Annotated in this window: 9 protein-coding genes and 1 pseudogene; 6 read left to right on the plus strand and 4 right to left on the minus strand. The window is 39.5% G+C overall.

Annotation, left to right across the window (positions count from 1 at the left end; all coding sequences use genetic code 11):
• Positions 1-10: 10 nt before the first annotated feature.
• The 3 genes from pstA to LT090_RS16150 form a co-directional block, all read right to left on the minus strand.
• The gene (pstA, locus tag LT090_RS16140) at positions 11-1,399 is read right to left on the minus strand and encodes a phosphate ABC transporter permease PstA (RefSeq protein ID WP_082897268.1); all 1,389 of its coding nucleotides are present in this window, start codon (positions 1,397-1,399) and stop codon (positions 11-13) included.
• A complete protein-coding gene (pstC, locus tag LT090_RS16145) occupies positions 1,392-2,783 on the minus strand; it encodes a phosphate ABC transporter permease subunit PstC (RefSeq protein ID WP_068547772.1) in 1,392 nt (463 codons plus the stop codon). The genes pstA and pstC overlap by 8 nt, the downstream gene beginning before the upstream one ends.
• Before the next feature lie 71 nt (positions 2,784-2,854).
• Entirely contained in the window at positions 2,855-3,904 is a 1,050-nt protein-coding gene (locus LT090_RS16150; RefSeq protein WP_068547771.1) for a PstS family phosphate ABC transporter substrate-binding protein, read from the minus strand.
• 604 nt (positions 3,905-4,508) lie between these two features.
• Here LT090_RS16150 and polA point away from each other — a divergent pair.
• Positions 4,509-7,286, plus strand: a complete 2,778-nt coding sequence (gene polA / locus LT090_RS16155) for a DNA polymerase I (RefSeq protein WP_068547770.1) — start codon at positions 4,509-4,511, stop codon at positions 7,284-7,286.
• A 564-nt stretch (positions 7,287-7,850) separates the two neighbouring features.
• Here the strand turns inward: polA and yihA are convergent.
• A complete protein-coding gene (yihA, locus tag LT090_RS16160) occupies positions 7,851-8,516 on the minus strand; it encodes a ribosome biogenesis GTP-binding protein YihA/YsxC (protein ID WP_082897270.1) in 666 nt (221 codons plus the stop codon).
• Between the two features lie 254 nt (positions 8,517-8,770).
• Between yihA and LT090_RS17295 the strand changes: the two are divergent.
• The 5 genes and pseudogenes from LT090_RS17295 to LT090_RS16180 all read left to right on the plus strand — a co-directional run.
• Positions 8,771-9,400 (plus strand): annotated as a pseudogene (locus LT090_RS17295) (c-type cytochrome); the annotation flags it as partial.
• Positions 9,395-10,021 (plus strand): c-type cytochrome, encoded by a 627-nt coding sequence (locus LT090_RS17300; protein WP_082897269.1) that lies wholly within the window; start codon positions 9,395-9,397, stop codon positions 10,019-10,021. The pseudogene LT090_RS17295 and the gene LT090_RS17300, both read left to right, overlap by 6 nt.
• Before the next feature lie 626 nt (positions 10,022-10,647).
• Entirely contained in the window at positions 10,648-13,614 is a 2,967-nt protein-coding gene (locus LT090_RS16170; protein ID WP_226996591.1) for a PEP-utilizing enzyme, read from the plus strand.
• The gene (locus LT090_RS16175) at positions 13,611-14,240 is read left to right on the plus strand and encodes a type 1 glutamine amidotransferase (protein ID WP_068547767.1); all 630 of its coding nucleotides are present in this window, start codon (positions 13,611-13,613) and stop codon (positions 14,238-14,240) included. The genes LT090_RS16170 and LT090_RS16175 overlap by 4 nt, the downstream gene beginning before the upstream one ends.
• Positions 14,237-15,013 (plus strand): phosphocholine cytidylyltransferase family protein, encoded by a 777-nt coding sequence (locus tag LT090_RS16180; protein WP_068547766.1) that lies wholly within the window; start codon positions 14,237-14,239, stop codon positions 15,011-15,013. Before LT090_RS16175 ends, LT090_RS16180 begins: the two co-directional genes overlap by 4 nt.
• Position 15,014 lies beyond the last annotated feature (1 nt).

The following is a 15,014-nucleotide window of genomic DNA, read 5'->3' on the forward strand; positions in this document are numbered from 1 at the left end:
CCTGTATAAGCTAATGGCGATTTAGGCCATTTCTTTCAAACTTTTTACGTAACGCATTGGCGCTTAAATTAATCGTTAATAAAAATGCTAACAGCACCAGTATTGCCGCCGATGTTTTTGCCAAAAATCCTGCTTCCGGAGCATCCGCCCAAAGGTAAATTTGTACTGGCATTACCGTTGCTGCATCGGTAAAGCTTGTCGGTATATCAACAATAAAGGCAACCATACCAATCATTAATAGCGGCGCGGTTTCACCTAATGCTTGCGCTAAACCAATGATGCTACCGGTTAGAATTCCCGGCATCGCTAGAGGTAATACGTGATTAAGGGCAACTTGCATTTTTGACGCCCCTAAGCCAATTGCTGCTTCTCGAATTGAATTGGGTACCGCTTTTATTGATGCTCTGCTGGCAATAATAATGGTCGGTAGGGTCATTAAACTAAGCACAATACCGCCAACTAAAGGTGCAGAACGAGGTAGTCCGAATAAATTGATAATGACCGCTAAACCGAGCAGACCAAAGACAATCGATGGCACCGCCGCTAAGTTATTAATATTGACTTCAATGAGATCAGTAATTTTGTTCTTTGGCGCAAATTCTTCCAAATAGATTGCCGCAGCGACACCGATCGGAAATGAAATTAACAAAGTCACCAACATGGTTAATATGGTTCCCGTCAAAGCGCCACGAATACCGGCAAGCTCAGGATCACGAGAATCACCATTGGTAAAAAACATAAAGTTAAATCGAGATACCACCTGCTCTTCAGCAGACAGTTGCTCTAACCATGTAGCTTGTTTATCGTTAATTCGGCCAAAAGCAGCGCCAATTTTATCCGCTCGTTTAAAGTAATTATCGACGTCGTCATCGGCTAGCAACCACATTGAGTGCGTTTTATTTAATAGCTCTGGGTTGGCCATTAGCGTATCTTTAATATTAAACTCGGCGTTGTTACTTATTAACGCGAATAACGCCCGCTTGTCACTGCGGCTTTTAACCTCAGGAAACATTTGATACAAAGATTTCTTCAATGCCGTACGGTAGTTTGCCTTGCCTAAGCCGTTTGCAGAGGTATTATCCACACCGAGCCATTGTTGGTTATACTCAACATCAATTTGCAGCCAATGTTGCGAAAACGCAGGTACCGCTTTCGAGCTAATATCAGCGAGTAATAACACCACCATGATAAAACCAAAAGCCACAGCGCACATGCCAAAACGTCGAAACGACCTTTCTTTGGCATGACGCTTTTTTAAGCTGCGGGCGATAGTACTAGTCACATCGGAATTAGCTACGTTCGAATTAGCTAAATTCGAATTAGCTAGGTCTGACTTATCGTGTTGACTCGCTTCTAAGTCAGTATCCGCAGAAGTTAATATTTGCGATGAATTATTCATATTGCTCTCGATATTTTCTTGTCACTTTTAAAGCGATAATGTTTAACACTAAGGTGCTGACAAACAGCATCAAGCCCAATGCAAATGCCGCTAACGTTTTCGGGCTGTCAAATTCTTGGTCGCCGGTAAGCAAAGTCACTATTTGAACGGTAACTGTAGTAACGGCCTGCAAAGGATTTGCAGTTAAGTTAGCCGCTAAACCTGCCGCCATAACGACAATCATGGTTTCACCTATCGCTCGTGAAACGGCCAATAGCATTGCCCCCATAATGCCTGGTAATGCTGCTGGTAATAATACCTTTTTGATGGTTTCAGACTCAGTTGCCCCCATCGCCAATGAACCTTCTTTTAAGGTTTTCGGTACGGCATTAATCGCGTCATCTGATAGCGAAGAGACAAATGGGATAATCATAATGCCCATTACCAGCCCTGCCGCTAATGCACTTTCAGAGGCCACAGACAAACCAATCGACTCACCCAATGAACGAATGATTGGCGCTACCGTAAGCGCAGCAAAAAAGCCGTAAACAACCGTCGGTACACCAGCCAATATTTCTAACATAGGTTTAGCCACACCGCGGACTCGATCACTGGCGTACTGGGATAAATAAATTGCCGTCATCAAGCCAATCGGCGCTGCGATTAACATGGCAATACAGGTGATTAATAGCGTACCAGTGAATAATGGCACCGCACCAAACGCGCCAGATGATGCGACTTGCTCCGCATGCATGGCAATTTGTGGACTCCACTTACTACCAAACAGAAAATCCGATGGCGATACCGCACTAAAAAATCGCAACGATTCAAATAATACCGAGCCAACAATGCCCAACGTCGTTAGTACGGCAACAATCGAACAAATAAGGAAAATAGTTTTAATGGTGCGCTCAGCATAATGGCGCGCTTTAAATGTTGAATGAAAACGGCGAACTAAAACGCTAACAGCGAACATAACAGCAGCAATAATAAATGCCGCTTTATAAACACTGGCATTGGCAGATAGCTCGGTGTAATAAGAAGCTGCTTTGCACTTGATAGCATCACTGTCGCTGCAATTGGAAATTACTGATTCGGCGATGATATAGACATCATTGAAATATAAACCTAACTGCTCACTGTTAAGTTGTTGGATATCTTGTGGCAGCGTTGAGACCACTAAAGACTTAATAATTACCGGTTCAAATATCGCCCAAAGGAGTAATAAAACCAGTGCCGGTAAACCACAACAAAGAGCCGTCAATAAGCCAAACTGTTTTGGTAAAGAATTGAACGATCGAGTACTGACGACACCGCCAGAAAGTTTTATTGCCCTTTGCTTGCCATAAAAATAGCTAAAGCCAGTTAAGGCCAATAAAATAAAGATGAGTATTAGTGAGTTCATAATTAGACCTGAAATAAAACGAAAAAAGGTAGCAACCTAAATTGCTACCGGTTTTATTATTTGTCTGTTATTTACAGCGTAAGCTGCTTAAGTGACAACACGTTATCACGCAAAGCGATAAGCTTCTTAGCGGCTAAAGGAATAAGTCCTTTATCAGTTAGATAACCTTCTTCCCCCATTGCATTGTCATGAGTAAACTCAGCTAAAAACTCCATAATACCTGGTACTTTATTTACATGAGCGTTTTTCACATAAAAGTATAATGGGCGAGATACTGGGTAACTACCGTCGGCAATTGCATCAAAAGAAGGTTCGGTACCATCAATGATTGAGCCTTGAATTTTATCTGAATTTTGGTCTAAAAAGCTGAAACCAAATACACCTAACGCGTTTGGATTAGCAACCAATTTTTGAATAATCAAATTGTCGTTCTCACCGGCTTCGATGTACTTATGATCTTCACGAACAGAGTGACAAACTTGCTTATATTGCGACTTGTTTTTCGCTTTCATCGCTTTAATCCATGGGAAGGTTTTACAACCGCCCTCTAAAACCAATTCAGCAAAAGCATCACGAGTACCTGATGTTGGCGGTGGCCCTAATACTTCGATTTTAGTTGCCGGCAATGCAGCATTCACATCTTTCCAAGTTTGATAAGGGTTATCGATTAATGTTTCGCTACCATCTAACGCTGGTACTTGTTTAGCTAATGCTAAGAATAACTCTTTGCGAGTCAATTGCATTGGCGCAACTGAACGAGAATTAGCAACAACAATACCATCGTAACCAATCAACACTTCGGTGATATCAGTAACACCATTTTTTTGACACATGTCATATTCTGTTTTCTTCATACGACGCGATGCGTTGGCAATATCAGGTGTATCGACACCATTACCTGCACAAAACAGCTTCATGCCGCCACCGGTACCTGTTGACTCTATCTTCGGTGTTTTAAAAGATGTAGTTTTACCATAACGCTCAGCTACAACAGTTGAGAAAGGATAAACAGTTGACGATCCTACTACATTAATAGTGTCTCTATTGGCAGCATTTGCAGTGCTCATCGTTGCTGACAAACTTAATATAGCAAGCGATGTATATTTGAATAAATGTTTCATAGTTTGTTTCTCGACTTAAATATAAATAATTAAACTGCCGCTATTGTGAAAAACAAATGTTACAAACAGGTGAAAGGAATATGACATTTTTAAGACAGTATTGTGAATTCGTTGTCATCGATATCAATAGTCGAGTAAATTGGTCAGGTTTACGCTATCCCTTTAAAAATCTAGCTAATCAATTTTTAAGTTCAATAGAGGCATTAACGATTAATTTAATTTATTAATAAAATGTTACAAAGTCGTTTTTTTTCGAAATTCTTTCTGCTAGTATCATTGTCCCTTTTAAAGAAAACGGTTCCAAATTCGTTTACTTCTAAGTTGTATTTAGAAAGGGAAAGGAAAAATTATCCACATCTATTTTACCAATAATAATAAATAGAAACGGTCATTTGTATCTTCCGAACATCATAATTAATAAGCCTCACAGGCCATTTACACTTGTCATTTTTTTGTTGTGACAGGTGGGTTTAGCATTTCTTTTCACAGAGTTATCCACAATTTAAAAATAACTGTTAACACTATTTACTTGTTTTTCTGTGGTCTCTAGATCTTAACTATGGCATTCTAAGGCCAGTATTTTTCAGCAAAAACTCAAGACACAATGACACAAGCTTCTCCTTATATACTCGTTGATGGCTCTTCATATTTATTTAGAGCTTACTATGTACCTTATTTACAAGCACTTTCCACCAAAGATGGACACCCGACAGGGGCAATTACTGGTGTATTGAATATGCTTAATAGCCTGAAAAAAGATTATCCAGGCGGCAAAGTTGTTGTTGTATTTGATGCCAAAGGTAAAACCTTCCGTAATGATTTATACCCAGAATACAAAGCTAACCGTCCACCAATGCCAGATGATTTACGCTGCCAGATAGAACCTTTGCATAACATTATCAGAGCCATGGGGTTACCAATGTTGGTAATTGAAGGCGTTGAAGCCGATGACGTTATTGGCACACTGGCACAACAAGCAACAGAACAAGGTCTAGAAACGGTTATATCGACCGGTGATAAAGATATGGCGCAGTTAGTCACCGAGCATGTGACGCTAATTAATACCATGACCAACACCACTCAAGATGTTGACGGTGTAATTGAAAAGTTCGGCGTACGACCAGATCAGATCATCGATTACTTAGCGTTAATGGGTGACAAGGTCGATAATATTCCAGGCGTTGAAAAATGTGGTCCAAAAACCGCGGTTAAATGGTTAACTGAGCATGAAACCTTAGACAATGTAATTGCGAATGCCGACAAGGTTAAAGGGAAAATAGGTGAAAATCTGCGTTCAGCGCTTGAGCAACTACCACTATCTTATGAGCTGGCTACCATTAAACTTGATGTTGAATTACCGCAAAATTTAAAAGACATTGAAGCGACTGATGCTGACACTGATGCGCTACGAGAGCTGTACACAAAATTTGAATTACGACGCTTACTTGCCGATTTAAATAAAAGCTCTGGTGATGCAGAGCAATCGAGTGATAGCAAAGCAACCAATAAAAAAGCAAGTGCGACTACAGCCGCTACCGAAGAAGACGATGAACCAGCATTTGAAGACATTGATGCTGAGTATGACATTGTTTATAGCAAAGAATCATTTAGCCAATGGTTAACAAAACTTGAAGCTGCTGAGAGCTTTGCATTTGATACAGAAACCACCAACGTTAATTACATGCAGGCCGAATTAGTTGGTTTGTCATTTGCAATTGAGGCAGGAAAAGCAGCTTATGTACCATTGAGCCATGACTATATTGATGCACCAGAGCAACTAGATCGTGATTGGGTTCTAGCTCAGCTTAAGCCTATCCTTGAAAGTAAAACCATATTAAAAATTGGCCAAAACTTAAAATACGACGCCAATGTATTAAGCCGTTACGACATCATTCTACAAGGTGTCGGTTTTGATACTATGCTCGAATCATATTGTTTTAACAGTGTTGCTACCCGTCATAATATGGACGCGCTAGCAGAAAAGTACCTAGGTTATAAAACCGTTCATTTTGAAGACATTGCAGGCAAAGGTGCAAAGCAGTTAACCTTTAATCAAATTGAAATCGATAAGGCCGGTCATTATGCTGCAGAAGATGCAGATATTACTTTGCGCTTACATAATGCTCTTTGGCCAAAACTGAGCAAAAGTGAAAATCAGCTGTCAGTGTTTAAGGATATTGAACTGCCACTGATGCCAGTACTTTCGCGTATGGAGCAAACCGGCGTATTGATTGACTCTGATCTGTTAGCTGAACAAAGCCACTTTATTGCAACGCGCTTAGATGAACTAGAAATCCAAGCACACAATATTGCTGGTAAAAGTTTTAACTTAAGCTCACCTAAACAATTACAAACAATATTGTTTGAAGAGCAAGGCATTCCGGTCATCAAAAAGACTCCAAAAGGCGCACCTTCAACAGCCGAAGAAGTATTACAAGAACTCGCGCTAGATTACCCATTGCCGAAATTAATTTTGGAACATCGTGGTTTAAGTAAATTAAAGTCTACTTATACTGACAAATTACCGTTGATGGTTGATGCAAATAGTGGCCGTGTTCATACCTCGTATCACCAAGCGGTTACAGCGACAGGACGTTTATCTTCAACCGATCCAAACTTACAAAATATTCCAATTCGCTCAGAAGAAGGTCGTAAGATCCGTCAAGCGTTTATCGCGAGCGAAGGATTTAAAATTTTGGCTATAGATTATTCTCAAATTGAGCTTCGTATTATGGCGCACTTATCTAACGATAAAGGTTTATTAACCGCGTTTGCCGAAGGCCGTGATATTCACCAAGCAACGGCAGCAGAGATTTTTGGAATCGAGCTCGATCAGGTGACATCAGATCATCGCCGCAGTGCTAAAGCAATCAACTTTGGATTAATTTACGGTATGTCGGCATTCGGCTTAGCCAAACAATTACATATTCCTCGTAATCAAGCGCAAGAATACATGAATAAGTATTTTGAGCGCTATCCTGGTGTTTTAGAATACATGGAAAGTACTCGCGAGCTTGCCAAAGAGCAAGGTTATGTTGAAACGTTATTTGGTCGACGTTTATTCTTGCCAGAAATTAACGCAAGAAATGGTATGCGTCGACAAGCAGCAGAGCGCGCTGCTATCAATGCACCTATGCAAGGTACTGCCGCCGACATTATCAAAAAAGCAATGATTGATGTTGATGCATGGTTACAAAATGGCGCGGATAAACGCATCAAAATGACGATGCAGGTTCACGATGAATTGATTTTCGAAATTCCGGAAGATATTTTGACCGAAACCACAGATAAGTTGGTTGCGATAATGGATAATGCGGTGGAATTAAACGTACCATTAATTTCAGAAGCTGGTGTTGGCGACAATTGGCAACAAGCTCACTAAATAAGAGCAACACAATAATTTTGTAACTTTATTACAAAAAAGCAGTAAAAAATGCAAAATATTCGTTAAATTCGAAATATTTTGCTTTTTTTTTACAAAATAAACAAAGAAATGTAATAAAACTTAGAATAAATACTTTACTTTGTAGAATAAAGACTCTAAACTACAATCATTCCTAACGGAATCTTGTTGTAATAACTTTTGTTTGAGCTTCCCCATAAGCTTATTTTAACCGATGCATTTGCGTCGGTTTTTTTTTGCCTACAGGGAAGTAGGTATGTCGCGGCTTCATGGATGAAGAAGAGCGACGCCTCACAGGAAGTAGGGCCGTTCCTTCACATCCCTGTGATCTCGGCATTCGTATATCCTATACATCATATGTCGAATTGCCATGGATGGTAATAAATTCGACGCCTACTCATGTTTCCAAGGCTTCATGGATGACAGCTCTTTCACATCCATGTGATCACTGCATTAATATGTCCTTATACGTCAAGAAGAGCGACGCCTAAAAGCAAAAAACCAGCTTTCGCTGGTTTCTTTCATTCGATTTTATGAAAACTTTTACTCTTCGACAAAATCTTCTTGCTGATCATCATCACCGTCGGCAACTTGCTGATATTCAAGATTGATAAACCAATCACTGATTATACTAGTAGCAGTTTCTAAACCCACTTTAGTTAATGATGAAAACGCGTGCACCTTAATATTGTTGTGCATACTCTTAGTTTTCTTACGAACCTGTAGTACTTCAGAATTTCTTTTGCCTGGTTTTAATTTATCAGCTTTGGTTAACAACACTAAAACAGGTAATTGGCAGTCATTTGCCCACTGAATTAAATCTACATCTAAATCTTTAAGCGGATGACGAATATCCATAAGAACTACTAAGCCTTTTAAGCTCAAGCGTTTTTCTAAATATTCTGCCAAAGCCTTTTGCCACTTCTTTTTCATTTCCAGTGGTACTTTAGCAAAGCCATAACCCGGAAGATCGACAAGACGACGGTTCTCACGAATATCAAAAACATTAATTAATTGCGTTCGACCAGGGGTTTTACTGGTTCTCGCTAATGACTTCTGATTTGTTAGAGTATTAAGCGCACTACTTTTACCAGCGTTTGAACGGCCAGCAAAGGCAACTTCAATACCACTATCTTCAGGCAGGCGACGAATATCTGGAGCACTAAGCTCAAACTTTGCCACATGCAGGTTTACCTGAGGAGTTGTCAAAATAGATCCCACCATAAAAAACAAAAATAATAACTTGTTCAATTATATCTTGTTTTTGAACATTTAAGACATAGTTTTTTTGTAATGGCTCAGATCTGAGGGCAATTACAATTAATTTTCCATATTTTCACCAATAACCATTACACTAACGCGGGAATTGTGTAAAATACCGTTAATTTTTATATCTAAAGTGCTAATAAAAGAGTTATGTGGCAACGCAAATAAAACTCTGAATGAAAACAGGCAGAAACTCTATGAAAAAAATCCTACTTACAGCGATCTTAGGTTTTGGTTTACTTGGTAATGCAATCGCCGCTGGTGATGCAGCAGCAGGTAAAAGCAAAGCAGCAGCGTGTGCAGCATGTCACGGTGCAAATGGTATTGGTATTACTGATATGTATCCTAACCTAGCTGGTCAACACGCTGATTATCTTGCCAAGCAATTAGCTGCGTTTAAAGATGGCTCACGTCCTGACGCAGTAATGAAGCCTATGGCAGCAGCACTTTCAGATCAAGATATGGCAGATATTTCAGCTTATTTCGCTTCATTCTCACGTAGCGGCGAAGCTGCGGCAAGTACTTCAACTGATACTGCATCTAATTCTACTGCCGTTGCTACTCCAGCGCCAGCCGCGCCTGTAATGTTAGGCGATGCATCTGCCGGTAAAGGTTTATATGAAAACGGTGATGTTGCTCGTGGTATTACAGCTTGTGTTGCTTGTCATGGTGACGAAGGTAACTCTAAAGTTCTAATCAACCCGAACTTATCCGCTCAGCATCCAGAGTACATTGAAAAGCAATTAACAGCCTTTAATTCTGGCGAGCGTGTAGACCCGTCAATGAATGCCGTATCAAAAAACTTAACTAAACAAGATATCATGGATATTGGTGCATACTTTAAGGATCCAGAAGCGGTAGCAACTGTAGTGGCTGCTAAACCTTCAGCTGAAAAGTTAACATTTGTAGGAGATGTTGAAGCGGGTAAAGCAAAAGCTGCTGTATGTGCGGCATGTCACGGCGCCGATGGTAACGCCATGGTTCCTGTTTATCCAAAGCTTGCTGGTCAACATGAACAGTATTTAGCAAAACAACTGGCTGACTTTAAAGCAGGCCCAGATGGTCGTAATGACCCTGTAATGGCTGGTCAAGTAGCAATGTTATCTGAAGATGACATGCAAAACTTAGCAGCCTATTTCGCAAGCCAAAAAGCAACACCTTCAGCTGTTGAAAGTAACGTTGTTGGTGAGAAGTTATATCAAGGCGGTGACGCAACTCGTGGCATTACAGCTTGTATAGCATGTCACGGTAGCACAGGTAAAGGTTCTGCACTTGCCGGCTTCCCAACAATTGCAACTCAAAATGTTGATTACTTAAAATCGCAATTGGCTAAATTCCGCGATGGTTCTCGTAATAACGATATGAACTCAATGATGACAGGAATTGCAGCAAAACTTACTGACGAAGACATTCAAGTATTATCTGAATATATGTCATCTCTTAAGTAAACGTCACATTTAAAGTAAAAAAGCAGCTTCGTGAAGTGACCCCCAATAGTTGGACTATCCAATTACTGGGGGTATTTTTATGTCTAAGCACTAAAGCAATACAATTTACCTATTGATGAAAACCTCACCCAATACTGGAGCAGAGAAAGCGGTTTCAACCAACCATTGGCGAAAATGTTCACTTTATCTGAACCACCAACGTTTTTTTCACTCAGCATTTAGCCATTACTACCGACTTCCTATAAGCAATCGAACCTCTGAATCTTATAGTGGTAAAGGATTTTTCCTTAATTGGTTTCGATGAAATTCCTATGGCCGAATTTTTTAAGGTGCCAATTACAGTGCTCAAATAAGACACCTATAAAATAGGAAGTCAGTCAGCAAAACTATTGCTTGAACATATAGACGGAAAAATAAAATATATAACAAAAATCACTATTGCTGCACTCTTGAAGAAAAGCAATCTTGTCTAGATTTAAGTTTATAATTAAGCTACTTATCATTAACGAATAATTACAACATAAGAAAATCACTTAGATATTTTCTTATGTTATAATTATTTCAGCATAAAACTTGTTTATTACAAAAAATATTCGCCCAAATAAGAGAATCTAAATAAATTGGAAATGTATTTCTTAGGTGCTGGTCGACCAGCACAAGGTCATAAACCTGCAGCGCTTAGATCTATAGCGTTAAATACCAAAGCTATGGATTGGCAATTACACAGCCTAGAATCAGTTGTCGATGTAGAAAACATTACGTTTTTAGGCGGCTATAATGTTGAAGAAGTTATTCAAGATTATTCCTTTCTTAAATATCAAGTTATCCCTGATTGGGAACAACACAGTGTTCTACATACTTTCTTAAGAACACAATTTACCGGTAACTCTATCCTAGTCGCTTATTCTGATACGGTATTTCGTAAAAGCAATATTGAAGAGTTAGTCAAGGTTGATGCCGACATAGTATTCGCCATTGATAGCTGCTGGAAAGAAAGGTATGAATCTCGTTCTGAAACAGATATCCAATCTGCTGAAACTATTGTTATTAATGACCAAGTTGTAGAATTTACTGGGTTAATACATTTCTCACCGGCAATTGCACAATTGCTGCCAACACTCGCTGAAGGTGATGTTGGACGAACCTTAATAGACTTGATTCATTATTTAGAGAAGAGCGGTTACTCTATCGCTACGCACGATGTTGCTGGCCACTGGGCAGAATTTAACTCCGCAAGAGATATCGCTCACTTTATTCTCGGCACAAAATCTGAAACCTTAGCCCGATTAGAGCCTTTAGTAAAACATAGCCACATTGGCAGCCAAGTCAGCTTTACTTCACTAGATTGGCAACTTGACCAGAACAAAGTACTTAAAGATATTCAGCTTAAATTTAATGGTGCACGTCTCGTTGTGCGCAGTAGTTCAAAGGGTGAGGACAATTGGTATAGTTCGAATGCTGGCGGATTTGAAAGTATATTAAATGTCGATGGCAGCGATGATAATAGCGTACAAAATGCCGTCGACGATGTGATCACTTCATTTGGAAAACCACAAGCTGGTGATGACCAAATTCTCGTGCAAGAGTATTTAAGCGATGTACAAGCAGCAGGTGTTGTTTTCACCTGTGATTTAGAGTCTGGTTCTCCGTACTACCGTTTCAACTTTGATGATAAAACTCAGTCAACTGAATCAGTTACCGCTGGTACTCATTGTGATTTACGAACGGTATTATTAAATCGTGCTGCGTCAGAAAAGTTAGAACAAGTCGCGCCAGAGCTACAGCCTGTATTAGTCGCAATACAGGAATTAGAGCAGCTATTAGGTTTTGATAAATTAGACATTGAATTTGCTATCGCCAAAACTGGTATGGTGCATATATTCCAAGTGCGTCCTATCACGGTAAACCATGATGATTTTAGTGTCGATGAAAAAATGGTTAACTCTCAGTTAGCACATGCTTCAAAGCAATTTTCTAGGCAACAAACTGCATCTCCATTTGTTTATGGCAACAAAACGATTTTTGCCAATATGCCTGATTGGAACCCTGCAGAAATTATTGGTACTCGACCAAAACCTCTAGCGTTTAGCTTATATAGACATTTAATTACTAATGACGTTTGGGCTAAACAACGTGCCGAGTTTGGTTATAGAGATGTTAATCCTTCACCGTTATTAGTTTCTTTATGTGGTCAACCATATATTGATTGTCGCGCAAGTATAAACTCATTCATCCCGGCGTCTTTATCTGACGCAACAGCAGAGCGACTAGCCAATGCTTACCTTGAGATATTAGCGGACAATCCTCAGTATCATGACAAGCTTGAATTTGACGTTCTTTTTACCGTTTGGACTCCTGGATTTACTGCCAAAGCCGAAGCACGTCTTTTACCTTATGGCGTATTAAAATCGGACATAGAAAATTTAGAATCAGCGCTTAAGGATATCACCTGTAATGCTTTAGAACGTTTATCTGATGATACTGCATCAATCACTGTATTGAATGAACGACGCAAAGTTATCGATGCATGTAATTTATCGACAATCGATAAAATATATACCTTATTGGATGACTGTAAACGTTTTGGCACTTTAGCATTCTCTCATGCAGCAAGAGCTGGATTTGTGGCTACATCGTTATTGAAAGCCTTTATTGAAAACGACTTATTAACCGATGAGCGTAGACTGGAATTTTTAAATAGCTTTGCCACTGTTGCTGGAGAATTTAGTAAAGATAAACACCAACACGCTAACGGTGATATTGAATTGCAAGACCTTATCAATAAATATGGCCATTTAAGACCTGGTACTTATGACATTACAGCTCAAGCTTACTGGGAAGACCCCGCTCGTTATTTGGTCTCAGAAAATGATGCAAATGAACATAAAGAGACAGATTTTTCTTTTACTGAACAAGAGTTGTTGGCATTTACTCAGATGTTAACGGAACTAGGCTCGGACATATCGTCTGAGCAGCTCGTTACATACTTAATTGAATCAATACAATCACGTGAGTATGTTAAATTTGAATTTACACGAAACTTAAGTCGTGCTCTAGATTATTGTGTTGAACTCGGCGCTCAATATGAATTGAATAGAGAAGACCTAGCGTTTGTAACATTTAATGATTTAAAGCATGTTAAGCTGAACTTATCGACGTTATCTGACATAAATGATTTGATTAAAATGCGTCAAAAGTCTTACGCAACCACCTCGGTGATTGAGCTACCGTCGTTTATTCAGCAAGACATCGATTTATTTTGTTTTGAACGCTTAGCATCGCAACCAAACTTCGTTACCTCTAGCCGTGTGGAAGGCACTACACAGAGCCTTGATAATCACCAGGAAGAAGACCTTAACGGTAAGATTGTACTTATTCCGCAAGCTGACCCTGGCTATGATTGGTTATTTGGTCACGGCATTACCGGATTGATCACTCAATTTGGCGGGGCTAATTCACATATGGCCATTCGTGCCGCAGAAATAGGCCTACCAGCCGCAATTGGGGTAGGAGAAAAACTCTATGAAGAAATTTCAGCTATGCGCATGGTTGAATTAGATTGCGGCAATCAACTTATTAGGAATATAGATTGAAACGTATAGGCATTACTCAGAGAGTTGAAGTTGTAAAAAGCTACGGCGAACGCCGCGATTGTCTTGATCAACAGTGGTCAAATTTGATTATCCAGTTAGGTTTTTTGCCGATACCTTTGCCAAACGTATCTGAAGATATGGTGGAAGCTCTTGTAACAGCCTTGCAACTTGATGCTATTATTTTAAGCGGCGGTAATTCTATAACGACTTTAAATCCCGAGGCCTCAGATGCAGCACCAGAGCGCGACGAGTTTGAAAACGCTATTATTGCTAAAGCACTTGAGACTAATATTCCTCTAATCGGTGTTTGTAGAGGAATGCAGGTATTAAACCTTGCTATGGGTGGAGCTTTAGCTAAGACTCAAGGTCATGTTGGTCAGCGCCATTCAATAACTTCCAATGTAAAAGGCTTTGATTTACCTAAAACAGTTAATAGTTTTCACAATTATTGCGTACCAAATGACGGTCTTGCTAAATCATTAGAGCCACTAGCTTACGATGATGGAGGCAATATTGAAGCCTTTTATAGTATTAGCTCAAAGATTTTAGGGATCATGTGGCACCCTGAGCGCGAAGAAAATTTCACTAACCTTGATATTCAATTACTAAAAAGATTTTTATTATGACTAGAGTTCTTATATTAGCGGCCGGCGAAGGTACACGTTTACGCCCTTTGACCAATGATAAACCTAAATGTATGGTGCCTTTACTTGGTACGTCTCTGGTTGAGCGACAAATCGCTTGTTTAAAACGCCAGGGAATTACTGACATTCATATCGCTACCGGTTATCGAGCTGAACAAATCGAAACATTGGGATACCCAACCTCGTTGAATCCGCGTTACAACCAGACAAATATGGTTAGCACGTTATTTTGTGCATTAGATTTTATCGAACAAGAAGGTGATTTAATCATTGCCTATGGCGATATTGTTTATGACGATATTAACCTTACTACACTGTTAGAAAGTGACGGTGAGATCGCATTAATGATTGATAAAAAATGGCGTGACTTATGGTCATTGCGTTTGGAAAATCCTTTAGAAGATGCTGAAACTTTGGTCATGAATGATGCTGGTTATGTAACTGAGTTAGGTAAAAAGCCTGAAAACTACGATCGCATACAAGGTCAATACACTGGTCTGATTAAAATTAGTGCCGATAAAATATCTGACTTTGTAGCTTTTTATAAACAGCTCGATCGTAACGCTAGTTTTGACGGAAAAGACTTCGACAATATGTACATGACAAGCTTTTTGCAGTCATTAATTGATGCCGGTTGGAAGACAAAAGCAGCATTAGTAAATAACGGCTGGCTAGAAATTGATTCTGTGGACGATCTTGAAGAATACGAATCACTGGCTAAACAAGGTAAGTTAGATAAATTCTATAAAGTTTAAA

This window comes from Thalassotalea crassostreae, assembly GCF_001831495.1.
In the GTDB taxonomy this organism is placed as follows: Bacteria; Pseudomonadota; Gammaproteobacteria; order Enterobacterales; family Alteromonadaceae; genus Thalassotalea_A; species Thalassotalea_A crassostreae.

Bases quoted from the DNA above. Each gene is read 5' to 3' on its own strand.
- pstA (WP_082897268.1), bottom strand. From the start codon at position 1,399: ATGAATAATTCATCGCAAATATTAACTTCTGCGGATACTGACTTAGAA.
- pstC (WP_068547772.1), bottom strand. From the start codon at position 2,783: ATGAACTCACTAATACTCATCTTTATTTTATTGGCCTTAACTGGCTTT.
- LT090_RS16150 (WP_068547771.1), bottom strand. From the start codon at position 3,904: ATGAAACATTTATTCAAATATACATCGCTTGCTATATTAAGTTTGTCA.
- polA (WP_068547770.1), top strand. From the start codon at position 4,509: ATGACACAAGCTTCTCCTTATATACTCGTTGATGGCTCTTCATATTTA.
- LT090_RS17300 (WP_082897269.1), top strand. From the start codon at position 9,395: ATGGATATTGGTGCATACTTTAAGGATCCAGAAGCGGTAGCAACTGTA.
- LT090_RS16170 (WP_226996591.1), top strand. From the start codon at position 10,648: ATGTATTTCTTAGGTGCTGGTCGACCAGCACAAGGTCATAAACCTGCA.
- LT090_RS16180 (WP_068547766.1), top strand. From the start codon at position 14,237: ATGACTAGAGTTCTTATATTAGCGGCCGGCGAAGGTACACGTTTACGC.